Source organism: Streptomyces sp. T028, from assembly GCF_048159505.1.
Taxonomy (GTDB): domain Bacteria; phylum Actinomycetota; class Actinomycetes; order Streptomycetales; family Streptomycetaceae; genus Streptomyces.
In genome coordinates this window covers 22,835-48,697 of the sequence record NZ_JBLRVZ010000020.1, presented here as the reverse complement: position 1 = coordinate 48,697, position 25,863 = coordinate 22,835, and the positions used below count along the sequence as shown (strand labels likewise).

Sequence of the window (25,863 nt, the reverse complement as noted above, 5' to 3'; positions counted from 1 at the left end):
GTCGGTGGACCCTTTTGCTTTCCGGAGCTGATGGTGGGCAGGCCAGCGGCCCGGTTGTCGCGTCGGGTGGGCGCCGGGTTCCACTGCCCGGGGCGGGTGATGTAGTCGTCGGAACGGTGGAAAGTTGCTGGTCAGCCGGGGGTGGGCAGGAGCGCGAGCCGTTCGAGGGCGGTGGTGATCTCGCCGGTCCAGGGCCAGTGCTGGGTGAGGCGGAGAATCCTGCGTCGGCCGGTGGTGACGAGCTGGGCGGCCGCGGAGAACAGGCGGAAGCGCAGGCGGCGGGGTTCCCAGAGGCGGGCCTTGCCGGTGAGGGCGAGCATGGGCATCCAGGCCAGGAGGTCGAGGGCGATCTGGACAATCTCGAGCCAGACCTTGTTCTGGGCTGTTGTGTGGAGGGGCAGGTTGCGCAGTCCGGTGGCCCGGGCGGCCCGGATCCGGTCCTCGGCCCGGGCCCGCAGCCGGTGACGGAGCTCGAGGGCGGCGATCGGCCGGTCAGGGGTGTTGGTCGCGAAGCATGTGATCCGCATGCCGTCCGCGTCCGTGATCCTCAACTGGGCGCCAGGATGGGGCCGTTCCTTTCGGACGATCAGTCGCATTCCCTTGGGCCAGCCATCCAGGAGCTTGCCGGTGAGCTCAGCGACCCAGGCCCCGTCACGGGCCTCACCGTCGGTCTCGACGGCCGGGGTCCAGGCTGAGGCGGGGACCTTCAGCACGTGTTCGTGGATCGCTTCGGTGACCGTCATGCCGACCGAGTAGGACAGCCATCGTCCTCGTCGCGCGAGCCAGGACACGAAGTCGTGGGTGCCGCCCGCGGAGTCGGTGCGGATCAGGGTCTGCCGCCCCCGCCGGTATCGCTTAGGCAGTTGAGCCAGGGCGAGTTGGGCGGTGGTGATGTGGTCGGCTGCCGTGTTGGAGCCCGCGTTTCCCGGCCGCAGGAGGGCGGCGACGGGCTCACCGGTTCCGCCCGGTCCGTGGTCGAGGAAGGCCGTCAGCGGGTGATGGCCGTAGGTCTTCTTCCAGGTCGCCGCCGCGTCCTCCTTGTCGGAGTGGGCGATCACGAGGACTCCGTCGAGATCGATGACGACCTGCCCGTCGGCGTCCGGGGCGTTCTTTCCGGCCAAGGACCAGGCATGGCAACGGACTTCGGACCGTGCGGACCGGATGGCCTGAAGGGCGTTCTCACCGGAGGCGGCGAGGGTGTCGATCAGGCGGGAGATGGTGGGGTCAGAGGCGACCGGGCCGAAGACGGCCGGCTCACACCGCAGCATCGCGACGTCCGCGAGGCAGTCCCCGCCCAGTGCGACCGCCAAGGCGACGTCCAGGAGGGCCTTGCCGGGATCGTGGACGGCCCGCGGCTTCCGCCACGGAGCCAGAGCCTGGGATATGGCCTGGTCAAGACCGGTCTTGCGGACCGTTTCGACGAGCAGGACCGACCCAGCCTGGGAGACGACCTGGCGGCCGTCGTCCTGGAAACGGACGCGGGGGTAGGACCCGATAGAGTGCTTCACCTGGGAAGTGCCTCCGGCGGTGGCAGGAACAAGGACCTCGACAATCCTCATTCTTGCTGGTCAGGGGCACTTTCTGCTTTCCTGACCACCTGCCGGACAGCCCGCTTCATGAAAGCGCGAGGTTCGTCATCGTCGCGGAAGCGCTTGTAGAACCACTCGGGTACTCGGGTGGTGTCCAGGCGCGTGCGGAGTACACCGTCCTGCACGTCCCGTGCGACGTTCCGTAGGCGGTGCCATTCGCCTTCGGGGACGGGTCCGGGGCGACCGTTGCGCAGCTCGGTGTTGACGACCTTGGTGAGTCGGTCGCGTTCGTCGGCCACTTTGCGTTGACCGGACCAGATCTCGTAGGCGATCTGGTAGGCCGCCAGGGACGGGACAAAGAAGCTGAGGAGGGTGTCGCCCAGAGTGGCGTCCGCGACCACCAGACCGGCGACGAGGCCGACGGCGGCCCACAGCATCGCGGTAGCGGCAATGAGGTGGCTGTAGCGGCGGCGGAGGCGGGCGTCCCAGGCGAGGTTCTGTTCCTGGGCGATGAACACGTCGTAGGGGTGGTGGACGTCGTGGGTGGGGTCGTACCAGCCGGCGGTGATGCGCTTGTCCTTCGCGGAGCCTCGGGGGAGCTTGCGCGCGAGACGGCGGACGTCGGGTTCGGGGATGGGATCGCCTGCAACGGTGGCACGCCACGGCAAGTGGAACAGAGTGATGTCGAACATCTCCTGAAGCAGGGCGCCCTGGCGGGCGGTGTTCCCGGCGAGGCCCTTGAGTAGGAAGGCAGATACGACGAACCAGAAGAACCCGACGATCGAGACGATGGTCCGGCCGTGGCCGATCAGCGTAATCAGGACGCCGGCAGCGGCGAGCGCGACGGCGGCTGTGACGCGCACGGCTTCGAGGAGTTGGCCGCGATGGTGGCTTGCCGACGCGGCGCGTTGCAGGAGCAGCATGTCGTCGTCGAGCTGCCGTTCGTGGATGGCCCGAGGTGGGATCCCGTGGACGCCATCGGGGTCGGTGGAGAAGTTCATGGCCTGGTCATCCGGTTTCCGAACAGCTTCTTCCACACGTCGTAGGCGGCGCGTTCCTGTTCCTCGTCTTCCAGGTCGACCGCCTTTTCCGCGATGGCGCGGGCCTGGTTGAGCGCGTTGGCAGCGGCGAGTTTCTGGGGCGCGTTCATGACGGCGTTGACGTCACCGCCTAGGCCGGCAGGGTCGGGCCACTCGTCGTCGATGCGTTCGGCGGCGGTGGCCAGGAACAGCACGATCTCGTCCTGGTAGCGCCCGATCGGCGGTTTCACCAGTGACTGGGCCATGACCTCCAAGAGGAAGGAGGGCGACACGGGCTCGCCGAGTTCGCGGTTGATGCCCTTGACCATCTTCACGAAGGGGACGTACTTGCCGTCGCAGTCGGCGTTCTTGGCGATGCTCAGCTCGTGGTGGCGCTTGGGGTTGGTCGCGATCCAGTCGCCTGCCGAGGGGTTGGGGATGTAGTAGCCGCCGTCGGCTCGCTTGAAGGCGGGGACTACGTCGATCGACATGACCTCGTCGTCGGGGCCGTAGGGGATGACGACGGCCATGCCGTCGCGGGCGACGGAGCTCCACTTCTGACGGAGCAGGGTCTCCAGGGCGTTGATCACTTGGATGGGCGCCTGATCGCGGAAGCTGGCCTGGGAGCCATCGGCGTCGAGGACCACGAAGATGTCGATGTCCTTGAGCTTCTTCGTCTTGGTGTCGCGCCGGTAGCTGCCGGTGAGGAAGTCGTCGGCAAGATCCCAGTGCGACCGGACGAAGTCGCGGATGGCCTCGTGCCGTGCCTTCGCCAGGTCCTGCTCGGTCTGGGTGATCTCCAGGTTGTGCTTGAGCTTGGTGAAGGCGTCGTCGATGTATCCCATAGCGGTGTGTCCCTGCTCGTGGTCTCAGGTGTGGTAGTACCGCATGCCGGTCGAGGCGTGCGGGGCGGAGCCGAGGGTGCCGAAGGTGATGCCGCGCAGGCCGTCGGTGCTCGCCCGATGGCCGGGGCCCCATCCCGGTTGCGGGGTACGGGGCCCGCTGAAGGTGCAGAACAGCCGGTAGGTGGTGCCCGCGGGCACCCGGTCGAACTTGGCCCGGAAGCGGGCGGCCCGGGCACGAGAGGCGGTGAACTCGGCGTTGCCGTCGCCGGAGGTGGTGTAGGACACCGGGAACTCGATCACCGGTGCCACGGCCCCCGAGGGCTGGTGGCACTCGAGGACGACCGTGTCGAGGGAGCCCTCCTCGATCCACGCCTTGATCGCGTTCTCGTTCTGCACCCAGTCGCGATGCAGCCGGTCCATGTTGATACCCAGGTCGGCGAGGATGTCGGTGATGGTGCCGAGGATGACGTCGGTCAGGTGCGTGGCGGTGTGGGTCCGGGTGTAGCTGTAGCTGTAGGTGTAGGTGGAGGTCATCGCTGGGTCACCGCCCGTCGCAGAGCCTCACGGTCGATCAGCGGACCGGAGTTGGCAGCCTTCGTCTCCGGAGCGAGCGGGACAGCGTCGGACAACCGGGCGTGACCGTTGGCGGCTGCCTTCACCTGCTCCTGGAGCGGGGCCGGGGACGGCAGGTGGATGGTGAAATCGTCGGCGCCCGCCGCGCCGGGGACGGGGTTGAGGTTTTCCTCCAACGTCAGCGCCGCCGTGCCGGACACCGTCGTGATCTCGCAGTGCATCTTGCCGGCCACCAGGGTGATCGGGTGCTGCCGCAGGTGCCCTGCCGCGATCAGCATCCGCCCGACTGCCTCGGCGGCCGACATCGCCTGCACCGCCTCGTCGCGGGACAGCGCGGAGGACTGCGCCACGGTGTCCGCCACGAGGTCCGAGATCACCGCCCAGGTTCCGCTGGCGCTGCGCATGGGAGAGGCCGCCACCTGCCTAGTACGCCGCACGGGACACCTCCGGCTCACCCGTCTCCGCGACGGCGTTGCGCACCGCGGCGGCCAGGTCGTCTTCGGTGAGGTTGCTGGGGTCCAGCACCGTGTCCAGTCGCTGAGCCAGGGCTTCGAAGACCACCTTTCGCGTACGGCGGCCGTCCAGCCCGTGAGCTGCCTCGGCGATGCGGTCCATCGCCTGGGAGCGCGCCAGCTCACCCAAGGCGGGGTACTTGTCGGCCAGCATCACCAGCGTGGAGGCCAGGATCTTCCGCAGCGCTTCCGGCTCGGGAAGCGGGATGAGGATGGCTGCGTCGGAGCGGGAGAGGAACGCCTCGTCCAGGGCGGTGGTGAAGTTGCTGGTCGCGACGAAGAACAGGTGCGGGTGCTGAGTGGCGTTGAGATCCAAGGCAGTGAGCACCGCGTCGGTGGCGCGGTGGACATCGGCCGGGTTGGCTGCCAGTGACGCCGCCGAGCGGGCGACCGCCATCGACTCGACCTCGTCGAGGATCACCACGGTCGGCACACCGTCCGACGCAAGACCTGGCACGTACTCGCCGAGCAGCTCGCTGACCCGCTGCTGCGACTGACCGTGCTCGGCGCTCATTAGCCCGTGCGGGTTGATCTCAATCCGCCGGACCGCGCCTCCGGGGACGTAGCGGGCGACCTGCGCCGGCAGACCCCGTGCCAGGGTGGTCTTGCCGGTACCGGGAGGGCCGTAGAGCGTGCACAAGCCGTGCAACGCCGTCACCGCGAACGGCAGGTCAGGCCGCACGAGCAGCGACAACACGGTCTGGTTGCGCAACCGCTCCTTGATCTCCTCCGGCACCACGATGGCGTCCCACAACGCGGCCTCCGCCGAGTCGGCGGTGATCACCTCGTCCGACAGCACGCACTCCTGGACTCTCGTCACCTCAGCTCCGTCCCCCCACACACCGTGGGTAACCTCAGATCCGAACATCATCTTCCGCATTTCGGGTAGAGTACACGACATGACGGAGATGCAACTCGACACACTTCGCTCGGGCGTGTTCCGCTGGAGCTGAGCGATTTGACCGACCGGTAACCAAGGCGTGCCTAAGATGCGAGCGGAGCATTCAAGATCGAGAATCGTCCGCTGATCAGTGGACGTCGACTGGCCCGGAGACGAGCGACGTGAACGACCCCCAACTGGACCCCGGCGACATCGCAGCCCTGTTCGATCGCGCCCGACTGCGAATGGCGCGCGAACTCCGTGGGCTCACCCAGGTCCAACTGGCCCGGGAAGTCGGCTCCGTCACCGCAGCCTCGATCAGCCAGTTCGAGAACGGACACACCAAGCCCGCCACATCGACGCTTCGCCGGCTTGCGGTCGCCTTGCGGGTACCGCCATCGTTCTTCGCCGCGCCAGCCCGCCCCCCTGCTCAGGACCAGGTCAACGGGTTCTTCCGCAGCCTCCGATCCACCTCCCCCCGAGATCGCCAGCAAGCGCTCGCGCACGTGCACCTCGCACGGGAACTCGCGCTTGAGCTTGAAAAACACGTCGCGTTGCCCGACCTCAATCTGCCGCGCATCCCAATCGACGAAGGACAGCCTCTTCAGTCCGCCGATATCGAACAAGCGGCAGCCCAGGTCCGTGACCACTGGAATGTCCCACGCGGGCCAGTTCAAGATGTCGTGCGACTACTAGAAATGAACGGGATTATTGTCGTCCGCTTCCGTGTCAGCATCGAAAAAGTTGATGCATTCTCCGTCGACTTCCCAGACAGGCCCGTTGTTGCTCTCGGGGCTGACAAGGGCCTGCGCGACCGCTCCCGCTTCGACGCAGCCCACGAACTAGGACATCTGGTCTTGCATGGCCTCACTGGAAAAATTGGCGACAAGGTCACTGAGAGCCAAGCCCACGAGTTCGCCGCCGCGTTCCTCATGCCAGCCGACGACATCAGATCCGAAATTCCGGACCGGCTCGACTGGCCCGCCTTTCTTCACTTGAAAGCGAAGTGGCACGTCTCGCTAGCCGCCCTTTTGGTCAGGGCAAAAACGCTCGGCGTCATGAGCGAACACACCTACGCCCAGGGATGGAAAGCCTTGTCTGTACGAGGGTGGAGAAAAGTAGAGCCTGGTCCCCTGGGAAATCCAGAGGCTCCCGTACTCCTGCAGCGCGCACTAGAACTCATGGAAACAACAGGTACCTCCTTCGCTGATTTCATCAGTCGTTCTGGCCTTCCGGAAGGCGACGTTCGAACCCTGCTCAGTCGGGATATCAGCGAACGACCCCGCGTAGAGTTTTGACCTACGTCCCGGCCACTCAGTACTCGAGGCCATCGAGATCCGGACCGTTCCCGGGCCAACGACTCCGACGAGCACTTATAGCCGTCATGTGTACAGGTCAGCGATGCGTTGCCGCTGCACCAGCAGACGAAGAACCTGCTGGGTACCCCTTGGCGCCCGGCCAAGGGAAATGCCCTGGTCACGGCAGGCACAGCTGGCGTGGTGGTCGCAGGTGGTCGCACGAGACTGGAGGTGTCGGCTCTTCCTCCGCACTCTGGAGGCGATCCTCATGCGTACCACCGCCGACCGCGGCCGCGTCTACCGCAGGTGCGGCTGCCGAGACACCCACCGCCGCCAGCTGGGAGCACACTGCCCCCGAATGCTCATCGACGGTCACCACGGGACGTGGACGTTCGCGGTCGACGTTCCCGCCCCAGCCCGCCACCGGACCACTGTCCGGCGAGGCGGCTTCACGAGCCACGACGCCGCCGAGGCCGCCCTGCGGACGTTCCTGGAGGGCGAGGCGGGCGGGTTCAACGCCGACCCGAACCAGACCGTCGCCGACTACCTGAACACCTGGCTGACGGCGAAGACGCTGGTGCTCAAGCCGACCACCATGGCCCGCTACCGGGACTATGCGCACAACGATCTCGTCCCCGCCTTCGGCAGCCTGAAGCTGGACGAGCTCAGGCACCGGCACATCAGCGCCTTCGTGACCGGCCAGCTCGCCGCCGGCCGCGGCCGCACCACCCTCTATCGATGCCTCGCCACCCTGTCCAGTGCGCTGGGCGACGCAGTCCGCCAGCACCGCCTCGCCCATAACCCCGCCAGCCCGCCGGCCCTGCGGCGGCCGCCCGCGCCGGAGCGCCGGATCTGGACCACCGACGAGGCGGTCCGCTTCCTCCGGCACTGCCACACGGCCGACCCGGACATGGCCGACCTGTTCGAGCTCCTCATCGGCACCGGCCTGCGCAAGGGCGAAGCCCTCGGCCTGCACTGGGACGACGTCCACCTACGCGAGGGCGTCCTCTACGTGCGCTGCACACTCTCCGCGATCGACAACAACCGACTCGTCATCACCGCGCCCAAGACCCGCTCCAGCAGGAACTGGGTGGCCATCTCACCCCGCGTCGCGTCCGCCCTCCGACGCCGGGCCCGGTCCACGGATCGCAGCCACACGGCCCCCGGCGGTCCGTTCACCGGGCTGGTCTTCTGCCGGCCCGACGGCCGGCCGCTGCGGCCCAGAACCGTCCTGGACCGGCTCCGGGAGCTCTCCGACGAGGCCGGTGTCCCCCCGGGTTACCGTTCACGACCTGCGCCACCTGGCCGCCACCCTCACCATCACCGCCGGCGTCCCGCTCACCGTGGTCTCCAAGACCCTGCGCCACTCCACCCTGTCCACCACGGCCAACATCTACAGCCACCTCACCCGGCAGGCCGCCCGCGAAGCCGTCGAGACCATCGAACACACCCTCACCCGGGCCGAACAGAGAGCCGACCGTCAGGCCCGGCAGACGCGGCCGCGCTCACCACGCGACCACATCCAACGGCTGCGCGAGGCCCTCCACCGGCTCCGCTCCCCCGCCCCGCCGCCCTTCAGCGCCACCGCGGCCCGGCCGCAACCCCGGCCTGCGACCACCAGCCCTCCAGGAACCCGAAAGGCCGCCCTCCCGCAACGAGAGAACGGCCTCCGACCTGCATCAAAGCTGGTCGGGACGACAGGATTTGAACCTGCGACCCCTTGACCCCCAGTCAAGTGCGCTACCAAGCTGCGCCACGTCCCGTCGCGCTTCCGCGGCGGTGAGCTGCGGGAACGCGCAGGTAAACCTTACCGTACGGGGACGGGTGCGGGCTTACGGGGAGCCGACCGGCACTGCGCACCTTGACAGACACTTTGGTCTGACCTTTGAATGATTCACACTTCGCGTGAATCTCTTCGCGTGAATCTCTTCGCGTGAATCTCTTCGCGTGTATCACTGCGCACGCATCCGGCAGAGGGGTGTCCCCGCCGTGGACTTCGAGCTGACCGAGGACCAGAAAACGATCCGCAAGGCCGTCGCCGGGCTTCTGAAGGACTTCGACGACCGGTACTGGATGGACAAGGACCGCGACCACGCGTTCCCCGAGGAGTTCTACGCCGCCGTCGCGGGCGGCGGCTGGCTGGGCATCACGATGCCGGAGGAGTACGGCGGTCACGGCCTCGGCATCACCGAGGCCACGCTGCTGCTGGAGGAGGTCGCGCGCTCCGGCGGCGGGATGAACGCCGCCAGTGCGATCCACATGTCGATCTTCGGCATGCATCCGGTGGTCGTGCACGGCTCCGAGGAGCTCAAGCGCCGCACCCTGCCCCGGATCGCCTCCGGCGACCTGCACGTGTGCTTCGGCGTGACGGAGCCGGGTGCGGGTCTCGACACGACGAGCATCACGACGTACGCCCGCCGGGACGGCGACCACTACGTCGTCAGCGGGCGCAAGGTGTGGATCTCCAAGGCGATGGAGTCGGAGAAGATCCTGCTGCTGACCCGGACGGCGAGGCTCGACGAGGTCGGCCGGCGCACCGACGGCATGACCCTGTTCCTCACCGACCTCGACCGCGCCCGGGTCGACATCCGCCCGATCCCGAAGATGGGCCGCAACGCCGTCACCTCGAACGAGCTGTTCATCGACGATCTGCGTGTCCCGGTCGAGGACCGGGTCGGCGAGGAGGGCGAGGGCTTCCGGTACCTCCTCGACGGGCTCAACCCGGAGCGGATGCTGATCGCGGCGGAGGCGCTCGGCATCGGCCGGGTCGCGCTCGACCGGGCGGTGCGCTACGGGCGTGAGCGCGTCGTCTTCGGGCGGCCGATCGGCCAGAACCAGGGCGTGCAGTTCCCGCTCGCCGACGCCCTCGCGCGACTGGACGCGGCGGAGCTGGTGCTGCGCAAGGCGACCTGGCTGTACGACCAGGGGCGGCCCTGCGGACGGGAGGCGAACACCGCCAAGTACCTGTGCGCGGACGCCGGTTTCACCGCCGCCGACCGGGCGCTGCAGACGCACGGCGGGATGGGCTACTCCGAGGAGTACCCCGTGGCCCGCTTCTTCCGTGAGGCGCGGCTGATGCGGATCGCGCCGATCAGTCAGGAAATGATCCTCAACTATCTGGGATCGCACACACTGGGACTGCCGAGGAGCTACTGATGACCGACCGGTCGGGTCTGTTCGATCTCACGGGGCGTTCCGCGCTGGTCACCGGCGCGGCGGGCGGCATCGGCTCCGCGGTCGCCGAGGCGCTCGCGCGGGCGGGTGCGGCGGTGCTGGTGACCGATGTGGACGGGGCGGCCGCGGCGGCCGTCGCCGGGAAGATCGCCGCGGGCGGGGGTACGGCGGACAGCGCGCCGCTGGACGTCACGGACCGGTCGGCGGCGGACGCGGCCGTGGCCCGCGCGGCCGGACTCACCGGCGGCACCCTTCACATCCTCGTCAACAACGCCGGGATCACCGCGCCCGCCATGTTCGACAAGCTGACGGAGGACGCCTTCCGCCGGATCCTCGACATCCACGTGCTCGGCGCCCACCACTGCGCCCAGGCGGCGCTGCCGTACCTGCCCGAGGACGGGCGGGGCCGGATCATCAACGTCACCTCGTCGGCCGGGTTGGTCGGCACTCTGGGCCAGGTGAACTACTCCGCCGCCAAGGCCGCGGTCATCGGGCTGACGAAGTCCCTGGCCCGGGAACTGGCCCGCAGGAACATCCTCGTCAACGCCCTCGCCCCGCTGGCGGCGACCCCGATGACCGAGACCATCCGCACGAACGAGAAGTTCGCCCCCCAGATGCTGGCCCGGATCCCGCTCGGCCGCTGGGCGGAGCCGGCGGAGGTCGCGGGCGCCTTCGTGTTCCTCGCCTCCGACGCGGCGTCCTTCGTCACCGGACAGGTGCTGCCGGTGGACGGGGGCATGGTCATTTGACTGCTCCCCACCCCGAGGGGCAGGGGATTCCTGGCTCAGGCCGCCTCCTGGAGCTGCGCTCCAGGAGGTCTTGCGCCCTCGACACCAGCCGGGTCCAGACCAGCCCGGACGAGCATCACACGCGCGGAGTTCTTGTCCCTGGGAGACACGAGCCCGCACGTAGTGCACGTGTACGTGCGTTCCGACAGCGGCAGTGCGTGCTTGGTTCTCGCTCCGCACTGTCCGCAGTCCATGGTGGTGTACGCGGGATTCACCAGACGCACATCCCGCCCGTGCTTGCGGCCCATCTCGAGCAGCGCCCGTTTCGCGGCCCCGATGGCGGCATCCGCCGCCTTGCGCGCCATCGGCGTCCTTGCGAGGAACTTCGGCTTGAAGTCCTCCACCGCGACTACGTCGTGATCACGCACGACCTTCTTCGCCCACTTGCGGGCGGCGTCTTGCCGCTGCCGTGCGATCTTCTGGTACGTCTTCGCCCGCCACCGCTTCGCCTCCCTGTATCCCTTCGAAGCCGCCTGCGCTCTCTTCGGCCTGCGGCGGGCCACCATCCGGTCGTACCGGGTCAATTTCGCCTGTGCCTTCCGGCCGTACTCGCCGTTCGGCAGGTCGTGGGCGGCGCTGGTGGTGGTCGCCGTCTCCTTCACCCCCCAGTCGATCCCGATCACTCTGCCAGTTTTCGGCAAGGGTCGGCTCCGGACGGGGACGACGAACGAGGCGTACCAATGCCCGGTGGTGTCCTGGTAAACACGCACCGAGGACGGCTCAGCGGGCAATGTGCGGGACCACACCACGCTCAGGATGATCCCACCTGCCAGGTGCAGGCGGCCATCCTTCAACCGGAAACCCCGCCGCGTGTAGTTCAGAGTGGGCCGCACCTCCATCTTCTTCTTGTGCTTCGGCATCCCAGCCCGGCAACGCGTGGGCAACCGCTCCTTGATGTCCTTCAGGGCCTTCGCACGGGACTTTCCGAAGTCCCGGACGACCTGTTGCTGCGGCACCGAGGACCCCTCGGCCAGCCAAGGCGTCACAGCGCGGGCCTGGGTCAACAGCCGGTCCAGTCGGGCGGGACCGCATTTCTCCCCATCGGCATGGGCCCTTTTAGAGCGGGCCACGCACTCGTTCCAGATCCACCGACACCGGTCCCACTCCGCCAGCAGCCCCGCGTCGGCCGCGGGCGACACCCGCAATCGGTACGTGTACCTGGCGTGGCCAACCCCGTCGGGCACTTTCACTGCCACCATCGCCTCGCCCCCTCCCGATTCCACGCCGCCGCCAACCAACCGTATGTACGACGCCCATACACCCGCACCAGCCTTCCGCGCCCGCCACCCCTATCAGCGAACATTGGCACACGCGTTCGATCCCGCTCCATCGGGCAGCCTGCACAGCTCTCCATTCCGCGGGAGCCGGAAACGAGATGCGGGGTTCCACGCCCAGGTGAGCAGGCCCTGTTCTCGTATAGCTACGGCCAACGGATATGTAGCGCTGCGTGATGCTAGGGGTCGGACCCCGCGCGAGGGCGAGCGGTACAGCGGGTGGCGGCCGAGGCTCAGTTCTCGTATGGCTATGGCCAGGTGGCATGTGGCTCTTTGTGATACTCGGGACTTCCCATGGCAACAGAGCCGCCCGCAGCCTCCGTCGCATCCTTCGCGACTCGTCCTCTGGCGCCTGTGAGGAGGGTCGATCGAGCAGTCTGCAGTGTCAGATGTTCCCGGTAGGGTCCCCGTGGTGGTGTGAGCCGGTGTTGGAGGGATTATGGCGAGACGAATACGGGACGAGGCGTTCCGGATAGAGCAGGGGTGCTATGCCCCCCACGTACGTCCGATCAATGAGATGGTCAACGCCTTGCGCGACTAGGACGGGCGTGGCTGGATGCCGCACGTTGACCCTGGCACGGAGGCGTGGAGGCGCGCGCCTTGTCGATCCTGCGGGGACCCGGGCCCCAAGACGCAGGAGGGCGCCGGTTCCGGATTTCTGTGCGTGGAGAACGACGATCCGACAGCGGAGCTTCAGGTCCGGCTCTTCGAGGGGGCGGGGATTGCGCCGCGAGACGTCACTCCCTGGAACGCCTACCCCTGGTAAATCAACCGCTCGCCGAAGGCGGCCGAGCTTCAGGCCGGCGTCGAGGTCCTGAAGCTGCTGCTGGGGCTGATGCCGAAGGTCGAGGTCGTGCCTCTCCAAGGCAGCGAAGCCCAGGACGCGTGGCGCCGCCTGCTCAAGACGCACCCCGGAGTCGTCCGTGAACGGAGTCTGAAGATGGTCAGCACCTATCCACCGGGACGGCAGGCTCTCTTCGTGCGAGACCCGGATGAACGCGCCCGCCGCGCACAGCACAGAGTCGACTCCTGCCGGACCGTCGGGGACGTGCTCCGTGGCGAGGGCGGGCAGAGGTAGGGTCCGCGCACAGATCAGGCCGTGGAGCAGCTTGGCAATAGGCGAGGGGTAGCGCCGGGATGAGGGGGCGAAATGGCACAGGCGACGCTCTGGAGGTTCCGCGAGTGCGGCGCGGAGAATCCGAGGGGCAGCGCTCAGTCCCGAGAGATCAACGAACCAGATCAACCCCACGCGCCACTCTGGTCATCGCGTGGCCCTGGACCCGTGGCCGACGGGACGCACCAACGCGTACGACACGTCTGGCTCCGGGTGGGTTGTGTACACCCGCGAGCCCGGCAGGTGGCGGCAGCGCTGGGACAGCCTTGCCCTGTCGCCGCGTCTTGGTCACCGTTGGCGAGATGAGAGACCCTCTCTCCTATTGCCCTGAGGACTCCACGAAGTGAACGCAGAATTCTGGGTCGCCGTCTTCGCTGCAGGCGTCGCCCTCATCGCACTGATCAGCAGCTCGGTCAGCGCCGCCAGAGCCCGCGTCAAAACCATCGAAGACGCCTATATCGCACGCTACTGGCAAATCCTAGACGGCTTCCCCTCCCTGGCCCTCGTCACCGAGGACGGCACAGCATGCAGCAGCGAGGAACTCAAAGCCGTGCGCCTGTACTTGCGGCTTTGTGAAGACGAGCTGGAACTGCGCGAGTTGGGCTGGGTCGGCGGCGAGACCTGGGAGCAATGGCGCCCCGGTATCCGAGCCCAGCTCAACCAGTGGCCCGTCGCCGCCGAATGGGCCCTCATCCGCGACTGCCATCGCGCACCCCACCAGTTCAAGCTACTGCGCCAATTGGACGCTACCCCTGACTATGATCCCTACCGGCCCCGCCCCTACATTGGCCGCTTCACGCGCCAATGGCGGGGACTGTGATTGTCCCTGCGGCCCACCGAACGGCATGGAGACAGGCGGCACGGCCCCTCCAGGCCATGAAGACCGGCCGCAGCCAGGGCTAATGCGTTCTCAGTCGGCGAGATGAGCTGATCGCCTGCGTCATCTTCCCTGTTGGGTCGACGTGTTGAAGCGGATCGAACAGGGGTGGAAGCGTGCCGGGGTGGCGTACGTTCTGGGTGCCGGAGGATCGTCGGGTGGCGGGGGATCCGTGCCAGTTCTGGCCGGGCGGGCGGACCTGGCTGTTCGGCCGGGCCCTCTCCCGCGGGCTTCGGTAAGCGTCTTCAGCACACCAGGAGATCGATGGCGACCTCCAGTCGTTCGAGGTAGAAGTCCCGTGATGCGGCCTGGTGCTTGAGGCCGGTCGATGCGCTAATCATCGTCTGGGCGACTTGGCGGGCCGCCGCTTGTCCTGCCTCGACGGCGATGGCGTCTGTGATCAGTTGCTCGAAACGTTGCGGCGTGGTCTCGACGATCTCCCCCAGGAGGTCGGGGTTGTCCTCGATGACCACCGCCACATCGCGCGTCAGCGGGCCGATGTAGCGGCCCGCCCACTGGTCGAACGCATCGAGGAGGCGCTCTGCAAGGGGTCGGCCGGTGTCGGCCAGGACGTGTTCGACCGCCGTGATGTCGCGCTCCAATACCTGGGTGACGGCGGCGCGGAACAGGCTCTCCTTCGAGGAAAAGAGGAAGTAGAGCCCGGGCCGGGAGATGTGCGCCGCCCGCGCCACCTCCTCCATCGAGGTCTTCCGGTAACCGAATCGCGCGAACGTGACCATGGCGGAGTCCAGAACCATGGTCCGACGGTTGGTGTCGGCGACTGTCGACGGCGAGTGGCCGGCATCGGGACTGCTCATGGGCCGAGCATACGAGCGAGATACGTACTATACAAATCAAGTCTAATACGTATAGTCGCCGCCATGACTACTTGCGAACCCATCTCCACGCCCTTCACCGCCTCCAGCACCGCGGACGAGGTCCTGCGGGGCGTCGACCTCACCGGCGTCCGCGCGATCGTGACGGGCGCTTCCTCCGGAATCGGGATCGAGACGGCTCGTGCGTTGACCGCTGCCGGGGCGGAGGTGACGCTCGCTGTCCGGAAGACGACTGCGGGTGACGCCGTCGCTGAGACGATCTCGAAGTCGACCGGAGGGATACGGCCCCGAGTCGTCCGGCTGGACCTTGCCGAAAGGATCACTGTCACGCGATTCGTTGACGCGTGGGGCGGCCCGCTTCACCTGCTGATCAACAACGCGGGCGTGGTCACTGGTGGCCTCGAACGAACGCGTGAGGGCTGGGAGCTGCAATTCGCGACGAACCATCTTGGCCACTTCGCCCTCGCCACCGGCCTTCATGACGCCCTGGCCCTGGGAGCGGCCGACCGCGACGGAGCACGGATCGTCTCGGTCAGTTCGACGGCGCACATGCGTTCCGGCATCGACTTCGACGACCTTCACTTCGAGCGTCGCAGCTACGATCCGCAGCTTGCCTACGCTCAGTCGAAGACCGCGAACTCTCTCTTCGCCGTCGAGGCGACTCGCCTCTGGGCGTCCGACGGCATCATTGCCAATGCGGTGAACCCCGGCGGTGTCGCGACGGGACTGCAGCGGAACTTCACAACGCAACAGAAGGAGTCGCTCGATGCGGCCGAAGCCGCCGGAGTCTTCACGTACAAAACGGTCGAGCAGGGGGCTGCCACCAGCATCGTTGCGGCCGTCGCCCCGGAGTTCGCGCACTCCGGAGGCCACTACCTCGACGATTCACAAGAGGCCTACACCGTGACGAACGACGCCGACCTCGCGCAGCACCCGCACGGTGTCAAGGAATGGGCGCTCGATCCCGCCACCGCCAAGCGCCTCTGGACGGTCTCGACCGACCTGCTTCGCGTCTGACCTCCTGACGCCACAGCAAGCGGTACCGCCGCCTTCTTGATTGGTCACCGCATCGACTCACAAGACCGATACCACATGGCCTGCGAAGATGGCAACGTCCGATGCGCAGAGCCAACCCGGTCGGTTCCTCTCCGAGAACCCGGTGCGGGGCACCGCCTTCGGCGCGACCGAGACGCTGGCCAGCGCGGCTCAACACGCTGAACTCGGCAGAGAAGTACGCGCATGCGTGGTCGGTTCACCCAGTTCGGCAACAAAAGACGCGACCCCTGATGACCAAGGTTGTCGAAGCCTTTGACTACGAACAGGGGTCGCGTTTGCGTGCCATCCTCCCTGATCGGTGTCCTGCAGCGCCACTTGTCGGACACCGATTCCACCTGCCCAGAACCGGAACCGTCACAGCTCGCCTGCCTGGCGGACGTGTTGGGCCGGCTACCCGATCCGCGCCGTGTCCGGGGCCGCCGCTACCGCCTGGGCTCCCTGCTCGCGCTGTGCCTGGTCGCCGTCCTCGGCGGAGCCACGTCCCTGGCCGCCATCGCCCGCTTCGCCACCGATACGGCTCCGACCTGCGCGAACAACTCGGACTGACCTCCAGCACACCCAACGCCTCCACGCTGGGAAGGCTCCTGGCCCGCCTCGACGGCGATGCCCTAGACGACGCCGTGGGTGCCTGGCTCGCCCGCTACGTCGCCGACCCGGTCGACGAACCCGGCGACACCCTGGTCGGTCTGGCCGTCGACGGCAAGACCGTGCGCGGATCCCGCACCGACGGCACTGCTGTCCACCTGCTCGCCGCCGCGCTCCACGCATGCCAGACCGTGATCGCCCAGCGCCAGATTGCCGCGAAGAGCAACGAAATCCCCGCCTTCGCCCCGCTGCTGAACCGGATCGACCTGCGCGGTGTCGTCGTCACCGCAGATGCGATACACACCCAGCGCGCCCACGCCGAACGCGTCATCACCGCTGGCGGCCACTACCTCCTGGTCGTGAAGGGCAACCAGAAGAAGCTGCACAAGCAGCTGCGATGCCTGCCCTGGAAGCAGATTCCGCTGCAGGCCCGCACTACCGGGGCCAGACACTGCCGCCGCGAGATCCGCGGTCTGAAGGTCTGCACCGTCCTGCCAGGTCTGCTCTTCCCGCACGCGGTCCAGGCCATGGAGATCAAGCGCCGCCTGACCTGCTGGGCCACGTACTCCACCGCGGCGGCCGGCACCTCCTTGGCCGACTCCGGGAACCGGGCCTCCACCTCGAAGAACTTCAGCAGCAGCGCAAACCCGAGCCGAGTCGCACCGGACTTGTTCCGCACCCGCTTCATGTCGTCTTCCAGCAGCGTCCAGACCTCGATCAGGTACTCCGGCTCCCAGTCCTGCCGCACCCCGTACTCCTCCACCCCGTCCGAGATCACTCGTTCAGCTCAACGAGGCGCCTGGCGAGGGGAAACGACGACCACAGCAGTCACCCAGCGCTACATGTCCGTTGGCCGTAGCTATACGAGAACAGGGCCGAGCACGGCACCTCCTCGCAACAGACCATGTGACAGCACCCGGGGCCTGCGTATTGAATGTGAAGGCCGGACCTCTGCAATGGTCCGGCCGAAACGGACGCACCCCGATGAGAGGCCCGAGACCGTGCCGCGCTCCGCACAGCAGCAGCCCACCCCCCGTTTCGAGACGCTGACCGTGCCGAAGGCGTCGGACGTGCTCGCGAACGAGGTACGGGAGCGGATCCTGTCCGGGGAGTTCGGCGAGGGCACGGCCCTGCCCCCGGAGCGGCAGCTCGTCGAGCAGACCGGACTGAGCCGGGCGACCGTGCGCGAGGCGCTGCGGATCCTGGAGGTCGAGGGACTGCTGGAGATCCGGCCGGGACGCGGGGGCGGGGCCTTCGTGCACCGGCCGGGGCGGGAGTCCCTGGCGAACACCGTGCAGTTGGTGATCCGGGGACAGGGCATCCGCCTCGAGGCGCTGCACGAGACCCGTGAGGCGATCGAGCCGGCCTGCGCCGCGCTGGCGGCCCGCCGCCGCACCGAGCGGGATCTGGAGGAACTCGACGCGGCGCACGCGGAGTTGGTCGGCGCGGGCGAGGACGTCCAGCGGTTCCTGCGGGCGAACGTGCGCTGGCACACGGCGGTCGCGCGGGCGGGGGACAACGAACTGCTCATCGGGTTCATGAGCGCCCTCGCCCGGTCCATCCACGCGGCGACGAACCTGGAGACGTTCCTGGACGCCGGGATCCGCGAGCTGACCGCCCGCGCGCACACCCGGATCACTGAGGCGATCCGGGCGGGCGACGAGGCGGCGGCGGCCCGGCGGATGACCCGGCACGTGTGCGGTTTCGCCGCGGCGGCTGCCGAGGTGGACGACCGCCGGTCCATCTGAGAATGTGATTCTCAAATTCGCGCAACACCATTGACAGCTTCGGTCTGACCTTTAATACCATCCCGGTATGAGCGAGGTGAGTCCCGTACTGTCCGTGGCCGCCGACGGCGACATCCGCGTCGTCACGCTGAACCGCCCGGACCGGCTGAACGGCGTGTCCGAGGAGCTGCACCGCCGGCTCTCCGAGGTGTGGCGCGAGCTGGCCGACGACGCCGGGGCGCGGGCCGTCGTCCTGACCGGCGCGGGCCGGGCGTTCAGCGCGGGTGGCGACTTCGACCATCTGCGCCGCCACCACACCGATCCGGAGCTGCGGGAGCGGTCGATCCGGCTGGACCGCACGATCCAGACCGACATGATCCGCTTCCCGCTGCCGGTGGTCGCGGCCGTGAACGGCCCGGCGGTGGGTCTGGGTTGCTCGCTGGCCCTGGGCTGCGACCTCGTGCTGATGGCCGAGGACGCCTATCTGGCCGACCCGCATGTGTCCGTGGGGCTGGTCGCGGGCGACGGCGGGGTCACCCTGTGGCCGCTGCTGACGAGTCTGCTGCGGGTGAAGGAGTACCTCTTCACCGGGGACCGCATCCCGGCCGCCACGGCGGTCGAACTGGGCCTGGCCAACCGGGCGGTGCCCGGCGACCGGTTGATGGACGAGGCACTCGCCCTCGCCCGCCGGCTCGCGGCCCAGCCCGCCGAGGCCCTGCGCGCCACCAAGGCGGCCCTCGCGGCGGTGGTCGAACAGGTATCACGGGGCGGCATGGAGGCCGCGCTGCTGGCCGAGCGGGCCACGATGACCAGCCCGGACCACATCCGTATCGTCGACGCACTCGCCTCCCGGGCCGCCCGCCCGGCGGCGCCCGAGGAGGCCTGAGAGGCGTGGAGTCCGAGGAGTTCGTCCTGGTCCGCGAGCTGCTGCGGTCGTTCGCGGCCCGGCACCGGATCGGCTCGGCCGACGAGGCGGAACCCGCCGCCCGTGCGGCGGCGCAGGAGGCACTCGACGGGCTGGGCCTCGCCGGTCTGCGCCGTACGGCGCCACCGGTCGCCACCGTCCAGGAGTGCGCGCTGCTCGCCGAGGAGCACGGCCGCCGCCCCCTGACCACGTCCTTCCTCGGTACGGCCCTGCTGGCTCCCGAGGTCGTACGGCTCCTCGGCGAGGCGGAGTTCGAGGGCACCCCGACGGTCGCCCTCGCCCCCGACCTCGGCTTCCCGCCGGCGAGCCCCGGGGAACTCGTCGCCTGGGACTGCGAGGGCGCGGACAGCGCCCTGTGCGTGGACGCCGAAGGACTGGTGGTCCGTACCGGGTTGGGCCCGCCCGCCCCCACCGCGGACCTGTTGCGCACCGTGCGGTGCGCCCTGCCCGGCGGCCCGGTCGTCGGCAGGCTCGCCCCTGAGGCCCTGTTGCACTGGCAGGCCTATGCCCTGGTGATCGTGGCGAGCGAACTCGTCGGTGCGGCCCGGGAGTTGGTCGCGCTGAGCGTCGAGTACGCCCGCGAGCGCCGCCAGTACGGCCGTCCGATCGGCTCCTTCCAGGCGGTACGGCATCTGCTGGCCGACGCGACGGTCCTGGTGGAGGCCTGCACGAGCGCCACCCGGTACGCCGCCTGGTGCCTGGACCACGAGCCGCCCGGCCGGGCGCTCACCGCGGCCCGGGTGGCGAAGGCGGAGGCCGGCTCCTCGGCGGTGGAGGCGGTGTACACGGGCATGCAGGTGTTCGGCGGAATCGCCCAGACGTGGGAGCACGTGGCCCATCTGTATCTGCGCAGGGTCCTGGTGGGCGCGGCCGTGCTGGCGCCCCCGGGCGAGCTGCTGCCCGTCCTGGCGGAACCGGAACCGGAACCGGAGGCGGTGGCACCGTGACCATGACCGAGACCCCCCTCGACTTCGGCGACCCGGCCGACCTGGAGCGCCTGCGCACCGCCTTCCGCGCCTGGCTGGCGGACCACCCGCTCCCCGAGCGCCTGCCGGACGAGCCGCCGCCCGTCTTCCTCCACCGCTGGCACCGCCTGCTGCACTCCGGCGGCTGGGTCGGCCTCGACGTCCCCGAGGAGTACGGCGGTCGTGGACTGACGTCGCTTCACCAGGTGGCCGTGAGTGACGAGTTGGGCGCGCTGGGCGCACCCGGTGTCCCCCGCGTCGGCTATCTCGCCCACGCTCTGCTGGAGTTCGCCTCCGAGGAGCAGCGCCGCCTGCTGCTGCCGCGCATGCTCGCCGGTGACGACGTCTGGTGCCAGGGCTTCAGCGAGCCCGGCGCCGGCTCCGACCTCGCGGGGATGACCACGTACGCCGAACGCCACGACGAACGCCACGACGACGGTCACTACACCGTGCGCGGGCAGAAGCTCTGGACGAGCTACGCGCAGTACTCCGACCACTGCCTGCTGCTGGCCCGCACCGACCGCACGGCTCCCCCGCACGCCTCGATCACCGCGTTCGCGCTGCCTCTCGACCGTCCCGGGGTGACCGTGCGCCCGTTGCGCGCGGCCAACGGCGACGACGAGTTCTGCGAACTGTTCCTGGACGACGTACGGCTCGCGCGGTCCGAGCGGATCGGGGCGGAGGGAGACGGCTGGGCGCTGGCGATGACCACGGTGTCGTACGAACGCAACGCCCTGGACACCGGGCATCTGTCGAAGTACGGGCTGCTGGTGGAGCGGCTGCGGCGGGCAGCGCGCGAGCGGCGCGGCGAGCTGCCGGACGGGCTGCTGTCGGAGATCGGGCGCTGCTTCGTCGACTACGAGGTGCTGCTCGCACACGCCCGCCGCCGGATCGCCGAACGGCTCGCCGGACAGCCGGCGGGGCCGGAGTCGTCCGTCGACAAGCTGCTGATGACCCGGGCCGAACAGCGCCTGTACGCGACGGCGTTGAAGGTGTTCCCGCACGAGGTGCACGGGCCGGGCGGGGACGTCTTCGCCGAGTACCTCTACTCGCGGGCCGCGTCCGTGTACGGCGGCACCTCACAGATCCAGCGGAACATCATCGCCAAGCGCGTGCTGCGCCTGACCGACGGAGCGGACCGATGAGCCAACTCAGGCGTCACGACGAGGAGTTCCTAAACATCCCGAACGTGATCAGGCTGGCCGCCCGCCGGTTCGGTGACGCCCCGGCACTGGTGGAGGGCGAACGGCGGCTGAGCTTCCGGGAGGTGGAGGAGCTGATGCTGCGGGCCGTCCGGTCGGCCGTGGCGCTCGGTGTCGGGCCGGGCGACCGGGTGGGACTGTGCGGGCCGAACTCCGCGGAGTGGATCGTCGCCGCGCTCGGCATCCAGGGCGCGGGCGGGATCGTCGTCCCGCTCAACACCCGCTTCAAGGCCGGGGAGATCTCCTACATCCTGCGCAGGTCCGGTGCGAGGGCGCTGTTCGCCGCCGCCTCCTTCCTGGGCACCGACCACGTCGCCGCGCTGAAGGAGGCGGACCCCGGACTGCCCGCGCTGGGGACGACGGTCTCGCTGCTCGGGCCACGCGGTTCGGCCGGGCTGAGCTGGGAGGAGTTCCTGGCCCTCGGCGAGGAGTCGGACGTCTCCGCCGCCCACGCGGCGATCGACCGGCTCGGCCCGGACGACGTATCGGACGTGATGTTCACCTCCGGCACCACCGGCCACCCCAAGGGCGTGATCCTCACCCACGGCCAGTCGCTGCGCGCCTATGGCTGGATGTCCGAGGAATACACCTTCCGCGCCTCGGACACCTTCCTGGTCGTCCCGCCGTTCTTCCACTGCTTCGGCTACAAGGCGGGCTGGCTCGCGTCCTTCCTGCACGGCGTGACCGTCGTCCCCATGCCGGTCTTCGACGCCGGCCGGGCGCTGGAGATCATCGAGCGGGAGCGGGTGAGCATCCTCCTCGGCCCGCCCACGATCTTCCACGACCTGCTCGACCACCCCGAGCGGGCCGCGCGCGACCTCTCCTCCCTGCGTGTGTCCATGACCGGCGGCACGACGATCCCCGAGTCCCTGATCCGGGCGATGAAGAAGGACCTGGGCTTCGACATCGTGCTGAGCGCGTACGGGCTCACCGAGTCGACGGCCCTGGTCACCTCGACCCGCCCCGGCGACAGCGAGGAGACGGTCGCCCGCACCACCGGCCGCCCGATCCCCGGCGTCGCGGTGCGGATCGCCGGGGGCGACGGCGCGGACGGGGTCGGGGAGGTCCTGGTGCGCGGCTACAACGTCACCCGCGGGTACTGGGACGACCCGGCCGCCACCGCCGAGGCCGTCGACCCGGACGGCTGGCTGCACACCGGAGACGTCGGGTGCCTCGACTCGGCGGGCAACCTGTCGATCGTCGACCGGAAGAAGGAGATGTACATCGTCGGCGGCTTCAACGCCTACCCTGCCGAGATAGAGAAACTGCTCCTCGGCTACGGGCCCGTCGCCCAGGTCGCGGTCGTCGGCGTGCCCGACGAGCGGCTCGGGGAGGTCGGCTGCGCGTTCGTCGTCCCCCGGCCGGGCGCACAGGTCACCGAGGCGGACGTGGTGGCCTGGGCCCGGGAGCACATGGCCAACTTCAAGGTGCCGCGCCATGTCCGGTTCGTGGAGGCACTGCCGCGCAACGCCGGCCAGAAGGTGCTCAAGCACGAGCTGCGCGACCGGTTCGGGAGCCGCTGACATGGGGCAGGAGGGCCCCCTCGCCGGGATCACGGTCGTGGCGCTGGAGCAGGCGGTGTCCGCCCCCATGTGCACCCGTACGCTCGGGGACTTCGGGGCCCGTGTCATCAAGGTGGAGAACCCCCGGGGCGGTGACTTCGCCCGGCACTACGACGACGTGGTGGGCGGTCTCGCCGCGCACTTCGTGTGGGCCAACCGGGGCAAGGAGTCCGTCGCCCTCGACCTCAAGACGCCCGCCGGAATCGACGTCCTGCACCGGCTGCTGGACCGCGCCGACGCCCTCGTCTCCAACCTCGTCCCCGGCGCCATGGCCAAACTCGGCCTCTCCGCACGGGACTTGGCGGCCGGTCACCCGGACCTGATCGCCGTCGACATCGACGGATACGGCTCCGGCGGCCCCCTCTCCCACAAGCGCGCCTACGACCTGCTGGTCCAGGCCGAGTCGGGGGCCTGCTCGGTGACGGGCAGCCCGGGACATCCCGCGAAGCCCGGGCCGCCGGTGGCCGATGTGTGCAGCGGGCTGTACGCGGCGCTGTCGGTGACGGCGCTGCTGTACGCCAAGGGGCTGGGCGGGCCGGGCCGGGTGGACCGGGCGGCGCCCGCGTCGGTGCCCGCGTCGGTGTCGGTGAGCCTCTTCGACACCATGGCCGAGCTGATGGGCTACCCGCTCACCTACACCCGGCACTCGGGCGTCGAGCAGCAGCCGCTCGGCATGAGTTCGCCCGCCGTGTCGCCGTACGGCGCCTATCCGACGGCCGACGGGCAGACCGTCGTGCTGGGGACGACGAACGACCGTGAGTGGGACCGGCTCGCCCGTGAGCTGCTGGGGCGGCCGGACCTCGCGGACGACGACCGGTTCCGCACCAACGCGGGGCGGGTCGAGCACCGGGACGTCCTGGACGCCGAGATCGCCGCCTGGTGCGCGCGGCACGGCCTGGCGGACGTCCAGGACCGGGCGGACGCGGCGGGCATCGGCAACGCCCGCTACAACACGCCGAGCGAGGTCCTCGTCCATCCGCAGCTCGCTGCCCGCGACCGCTGGCGGGAGATCGACACCCCGGCCGGGCCGGTGCCGGCGCTGCTGCCGCCGCCGGTGATCGACGGCTACGACCCGCCGATGGGCGCGGTGCCCGCGCTGGGGCAGCACACGAACGCCGTGCTCGCCGAACTCGGGCTGTCCGAGCGGGAGATCGCCGCGTTGCGGGAGCGGGGTGCCGTCGGATGACCGTGCTTCTGACGAGCGACGCCGACGGGGTGCGCACCCTGACCCTCAACCGACCGCACCGCAGGAACGCCCTCGACACGGAGCTGTGGGAGGCGCTGCGGGCCGCCCTGACCGAGGCGGGGCACGACCGGGACGTACGGGCCCTGGTGCTGACCGGGACGGGCGGGGCGTTCTGCTCCGGGGCCGATCTGCCCAAGGAGGTCAGCGCGGCTCATCCCCTGTACCGGATGCGGACGTTGACCGATGTGACGCTGCTGCTGCACGAGCTGCCGGTGCCCACGGTCGCCAAGGTGACCGGGCCGGCGGTGGGCGCGGGCTGGAACCTGGCCCTCGGCTGCGATCTGGTGGTGGCGACCCCGGAGTCGACGTTCTCGCAGATCTTCGCGCGGCGCGGGCTCTCCCTCGATCTGGGCGGCTCCTGGCTGCTGCCCAAGCTCGTCGGACTCCAACAGGCCAAGCGGCTCGCCCTGTTGGCGGAGACGGTCGATGCGGCGGAGGCCCATGCGCTCGGCCTGGTCACCTGGGTGGTGGACGCCGAGGGGATGGACGCCTTCGTCGACGGTCTCACGGCCCGGCTGACGGCGGGGCCGCCGGTCGCGCTCGCGCAGACCAAGGCGCTGCTGAACGAGGGCGCCGATCGCACCCTGCGGGACGCCCTCGCGAGCGAGGCGCGGGCGCAGTCGGTCAACTTCGCCTCCGCCGACGCCCCGGAGGCGTTCGCCGCCTTCGCGCAGAAGCGCACACCGCGCTTCACGGGCCGCTGGGCGGTTCCGGGACGAACGGAGGACACATGATGCGGGAAGCGGTGATCGTGGCGGCGGTGCGCACGCCCCTCGGCAGAAGGGGCGGGGGTCTGGCGGAGGTTCATCCGGCGGACCTGTCCGCCGCCGTGCTCGGCGCCCTGGTGGAGCGGACCGGCCTCGACCCCGAGACGGTCGACGACGTGATCTGGGGGTGTGTCTCCCAGGTCGGCGACCAGTCGAGCAACATCGGCCGGTACGCGGTCCTCGCGGCGGGCTGGCCGGAGAGCGTGCCGGGGACCACGGTCAACCGGGCCTGCGGGTCGAGTCAGCAGGCCTTGGAGTTCGCGGTCCAGTCGGTGTTGTCGGGGCAGCACGAGGTGGTCGTGGCGGGCGGGGTGGAGGTGATGAGCCGGGTGCCGCTGGGCTCGGCCAAGGCAGGCGGAATGCCGTACGGCCCCCAAGTCCTCGCCCGCTACGAGGACTTCTCCTTCAACCAGGGGCTGTCGGCCGAACTGATCGCCCGTAAGTGGGGGTTCACGCGGGAGCGGCTGGACGCGTTCGCGGTGCTCTCGCACGAGCGGGCGGCGGCCGCGCAGGACGCGGGAGCGTTCACCGGGGAGATCGTGCCGGTGGCGGGGATCGGGGCCGACGAGGGGATCCGGCGGGGCAGCGGCGTCGAGACGCTGGCGCGGCTGAAGCCTTCGTTCCAGGAGGACGGGGTGATCCACGCGGGCAACGCCTCGCAGATCTCCGACGGCGCGGCCGCCCTGGTCGTCACGACCGCTGACCGGGCACGGCAGTTGGGGCTGCCACCGCTCGTCCGCCACCGGGCGGGCGTCGTGGTGGGCTCCGATCCGGTGCTGATGCTGACCGGTCCGATCCCGGCGACCGAGAAGGTGCTGCGCAAGGCCGGGGTGGGGCTGTCCGAGGTCGGGGTGTTCGAGGTGAACGAGGCCTTCGCACCCGTACCGCTGGCCTGGCTCGCCGAGACCGGCGCCGACCCGGAGCGACTCAACCCGCTCGGCGGGGCGATCGCCCTCGGCCATCCGCTGGGAGCCTCCGGGGCCGTCCTGATGACCCGCATGATCCACCACATGCGGGCGCACGGCCTGCGGCACGGCCTGCAGACCATGTGCGAGGGCGGCGGCACCGCCAACGCCACCCTCGTCGAACTCGCCTCCTGACGGGAGCCG

24 protein-coding genes, 1 tRNA gene and 2 pseudogenes are annotated in these 25,863 nt (G+C 69.4%); 17 read left to right on the top strand and 10 right to left on the bottom strand.

What is annotated here, in order from left to right; translation table 11 throughout:
• Positions 1–131: 131 nt before the first annotated feature.
• Genes ACLZN2_RS20300 through ACLZN2_RS20275 form a run of 6 tightly spaced genes read right to left on the bottom strand, consistent with a single transcriptional unit; the run spans position 132 to position 5,298 of the window.
• Positions 132–1,508, bottom strand: a complete 1,377-nt coding sequence (locus ACLZN2_RS20300; RefSeq protein WP_416979987.1) for an IS1380 family transposase — start codon at positions 1,506–1,508, stop codon at positions 132–134.
• 47 nt (positions 1,509–1,555) lie between these two features.
• Positions 1,556–2,530, bottom strand: a complete 975-nt coding sequence (locus ACLZN2_RS20295) for an S-4TM family putative pore-forming effector (RefSeq protein ID WP_416979985.1) — start codon at positions 2,528–2,530, stop codon at positions 1,556–1,558.
• On the bottom strand, positions 2,527–3,393 hold the full coding sequence (locus ACLZN2_RS20290) for a CBASS oligonucleotide cyclase (protein WP_416979983.1): 867 nt from the start codon (positions 3,391–3,393) through the stop codon (positions 2,527–2,529). The genes ACLZN2_RS20295 and ACLZN2_RS20290 overlap by 4 nt, the downstream gene beginning before the upstream one ends.
• Positions 3,394–3,417: 24 nt before the next feature.
• Positions 3,418–3,927 (bottom strand): hypothetical protein, encoded by a 510-nt coding sequence (locus ACLZN2_RS20285; RefSeq protein WP_416979981.1) that lies wholly within the window; start codon positions 3,925–3,927, stop codon positions 3,418–3,420.
• Positions 3,924–4,370 carry a hypothetical protein gene (locus tag ACLZN2_RS20280; RefSeq protein ID WP_416979979.1) on the bottom strand — a complete coding sequence of 149 codons (447 nt, stop codon included), beginning with the start codon at positions 4,368–4,370 and terminating at the stop codon, positions 3,924–3,926. The genes ACLZN2_RS20285 and ACLZN2_RS20280 overlap by 4 nt, the downstream gene beginning before the upstream one ends.
• 19 nt (positions 4,371–4,389) lie before the next feature.
• Positions 4,390–5,298 (bottom strand): AAA family ATPase, encoded by a 909-nt coding sequence (locus tag ACLZN2_RS20275; protein ID WP_416979977.1) that lies wholly within the window; start codon positions 5,296–5,298, stop codon positions 4,390–4,392.
• A gap of 242 nt (positions 5,299–5,540) precedes the next feature.
• Between ACLZN2_RS20275 and ACLZN2_RS20270 the strand changes: the two genes are divergently transcribed.
• The 3 genes and pseudogenes from ACLZN2_RS20270 to ACLZN2_RS20260 all read left to right on the top strand — a co-directional run bounded on the left by ACLZN2_RS20270 (position 5,541) and on the right by ACLZN2_RS20260 (position 8,380).
• Positions 5,541–6,656, top strand: coding sequence for a helix-turn-helix domain-containing protein (locus ACLZN2_RS20270; protein WP_416979975.1), 1,116 nt, complete (start codon positions 5,541–5,543; stop codon positions 6,654–6,656).
• A 103-nt stretch (positions 6,657–6,759) separates the two neighbouring features.
• Positions 6,760–7,938: pseudogene (locus ACLZN2_RS20265) on the top strand (site-specific integrase); the annotation flags it as partial.
• Positions 7,922–8,380, top strand: coding sequence for a tyrosine-type recombinase/integrase (locus ACLZN2_RS20260; RefSeq protein WP_416979973.1), 459 nt, complete (start codon positions 7,922–7,924; stop codon positions 8,378–8,380). The pseudogene ACLZN2_RS20265 and the gene ACLZN2_RS20260, both read left to right, overlap by 17 nt.
• Here ACLZN2_RS20260 and ACLZN2_RS20255 read toward each other — a convergent pair.
• A tRNA-Pro gene (locus tag ACLZN2_RS20255) sits at positions 8,343–8,419 on the bottom strand. The two genes, ACLZN2_RS20260 and ACLZN2_RS20255, sit on opposite strands and share 38 nt — an antisense overlap.
• A 226-nt stretch (positions 8,420–8,645) precedes the next feature.
• On the opposite strand from ACLZN2_RS20255, the gene ACLZN2_RS20250 reads away from it, so the two are divergent.
• Together ACLZN2_RS20250 and ACLZN2_RS20245 are read left to right on the top strand one after the other, a co-directional pair.
• Positions 8,646–9,812 (top strand): acyl-CoA dehydrogenase family protein, encoded by a 1,167-nt coding sequence (locus ACLZN2_RS20250; RefSeq protein ID WP_416979971.1) that lies wholly within the window; start codon positions 8,646–8,648, stop codon positions 9,810–9,812.
• Positions 9,812–10,579 (top strand): SDR family NAD(P)-dependent oxidoreductase, encoded by a 768-nt coding sequence (locus ACLZN2_RS20245; protein ID WP_416979969.1) that lies wholly within the window; start codon positions 9,812–9,814, stop codon positions 10,577–10,579. The genes ACLZN2_RS20250 and ACLZN2_RS20245 overlap by 1 nt, the downstream gene beginning before the upstream one ends.
• 35 nt (positions 10,580–10,614) lie before the next feature.
• On the opposite strand, the gene ACLZN2_RS20240 is transcribed toward ACLZN2_RS20245, so the two are convergent.
• Positions 10,615–11,817 (bottom strand): RNA-guided endonuclease InsQ/TnpB family protein, encoded by a 1,203-nt coding sequence (locus ACLZN2_RS20240; RefSeq protein ID WP_416980223.1) that lies wholly within the window; start codon positions 11,815–11,817, stop codon positions 10,615–10,617.
• Positions 11,818–13,349: 1,532 nt separating this feature from the next.
• Here ACLZN2_RS20240 and ACLZN2_RS20235 point away from each other — a divergent pair.
• Positions 13,350–13,826, top strand: coding sequence for a hypothetical protein (locus ACLZN2_RS20235; protein WP_416979967.1), 477 nt, complete (start codon positions 13,350–13,352; stop codon positions 13,824–13,826).
• Positions 13,827–14,128: 302 nt separating this feature from the next.
• Here ACLZN2_RS20235 and ACLZN2_RS20230 read toward each other — a convergent pair whose 3' ends face one another.
• The gene (locus tag ACLZN2_RS20230; protein ID WP_416979965.1) at positions 14,129–14,701 is read right to left on the bottom strand and encodes a TetR/AcrR family transcriptional regulator; all 573 of its coding nucleotides are present in this window, start codon (positions 14,699–14,701) and stop codon (positions 14,129–14,131) included.
• Positions 14,702–14,764: 63 nt separating this feature from the next.
• Between ACLZN2_RS20230 and ACLZN2_RS20225 the strand changes: the two genes are divergently transcribed.
• The 3 genes and pseudogenes from ACLZN2_RS20225 to ACLZN2_RS20215 form a co-directional block, all read left to right on the top strand.
• On the top strand, positions 14,765–15,736 hold the full coding sequence (locus ACLZN2_RS20225) for an SDR family NAD(P)-dependent oxidoreductase (RefSeq protein WP_416979963.1): 972 nt from the start codon (positions 14,765–14,767) through the stop codon (positions 15,734–15,736).
• Positions 15,737–16,054: 318 nt separating this feature from the next.
• Positions 16,055–16,321, top strand: a complete 267-nt coding sequence (locus tag ACLZN2_RS20220) for a transposase family protein (RefSeq protein WP_416979961.1) — start codon at positions 16,055–16,057, stop codon at positions 16,319–16,321.
• Positions 16,225–16,785 (top strand): annotated as a pseudogene (locus ACLZN2_RS20215) (ISAs1 family transposase); the annotation flags it as partial. The gene ACLZN2_RS20220 and the pseudogene ACLZN2_RS20215, both read left to right, overlap by 97 nt.
• Here the strand turns inward: ACLZN2_RS20215 and ACLZN2_RS20210 are convergent.
• Complete coding sequence (locus ACLZN2_RS20210; RefSeq protein WP_416980221.1) at positions 16,707–17,108, bottom strand: DUF4158 domain-containing protein; 402 nt, start codon at positions 17,106–17,108, stop codon at positions 16,707–16,709. The pseudogene ACLZN2_RS20215 and the gene ACLZN2_RS20210 sit on opposite strands and share 79 nt — an antisense overlap.
• Here ACLZN2_RS20210 and ACLZN2_RS20205 point away from each other — a divergent pair.
• The 8 genes from ACLZN2_RS20205 (at position 17,047) to ACLZN2_RS20170 (ending at position 25,854) form a co-directional block, all read left to right on the top strand.
• Complete coding sequence (locus tag ACLZN2_RS20205; RefSeq protein ID WP_416980219.1) at positions 17,047–18,108, top strand: FadR/GntR family transcriptional regulator; 1,062 nt, start codon at positions 17,047–17,049, stop codon at positions 18,106–18,108. The two genes, ACLZN2_RS20210 and ACLZN2_RS20205, sit on opposite strands and share 62 nt — an antisense overlap.
• Positions 18,109–18,175: 67 nt before the next feature.
• Positions 18,176–18,973, top strand: a complete 798-nt coding sequence (locus ACLZN2_RS20200; RefSeq protein WP_416979959.1) for an enoyl-CoA hydratase/isomerase family protein — start codon at positions 18,176–18,178, stop codon at positions 18,971–18,973.
• 5 nt (positions 18,974–18,978) lie between these two features.
• Positions 18,979–19,959, top strand: a complete 981-nt coding sequence (locus ACLZN2_RS20195) for an acyl-CoA dehydrogenase family protein (RefSeq protein ID WP_416979957.1) — start codon at positions 18,979–18,981, stop codon at positions 19,957–19,959.
• A gap of 2 nt (positions 19,960–19,961) precedes the next feature.
• The gene (locus ACLZN2_RS20190; protein ID WP_416979955.1) at positions 19,962–21,122 is read left to right on the top strand and encodes an acyl-CoA dehydrogenase family protein; all 1,161 of its coding nucleotides are present in this window, start codon (positions 19,962–19,964) and stop codon (positions 21,120–21,122) included.
• Positions 21,119–22,702: a FadD3 family acyl-CoA ligase gene (locus ACLZN2_RS20185; protein WP_416979953.1), complete on the top strand. Its 1,584-nt coding sequence runs from the start codon at positions 21,119–21,121 to the stop codon at positions 22,700–22,702. The genes ACLZN2_RS20190 and ACLZN2_RS20185 overlap by 4 nt, the downstream gene beginning before the upstream one ends.
• 1 nt (position 22,703) lies before the next feature.
• Positions 22,704–23,927, top strand: coding sequence for a CaiB/BaiF CoA transferase family protein (locus ACLZN2_RS20180; protein WP_416979951.1), 1,224 nt, complete (start codon positions 22,704–22,706; stop codon positions 23,925–23,927).
• Positions 23,924–24,721, top strand: coding sequence for an enoyl-CoA hydratase/isomerase family protein (locus ACLZN2_RS20175; RefSeq protein WP_416979949.1), 798 nt, complete (start codon positions 23,924–23,926; stop codon positions 24,719–24,721). Before ACLZN2_RS20180 ends, ACLZN2_RS20175 begins: the two co-directional genes overlap by 4 nt.
• Positions 24,721–25,854 carry a thiolase family protein gene (locus ACLZN2_RS20170; RefSeq protein ID WP_416980217.1) on the top strand — a complete coding sequence of 378 codons (1,134 nt, stop codon included), beginning with the start codon at positions 24,721–24,723 and terminating at the stop codon, positions 25,852–25,854. Before ACLZN2_RS20175 ends, ACLZN2_RS20170 begins: the two co-directional genes overlap by 1 nt.
• Positions 25,855–25,863: the final 9 nt, after the last annotated feature.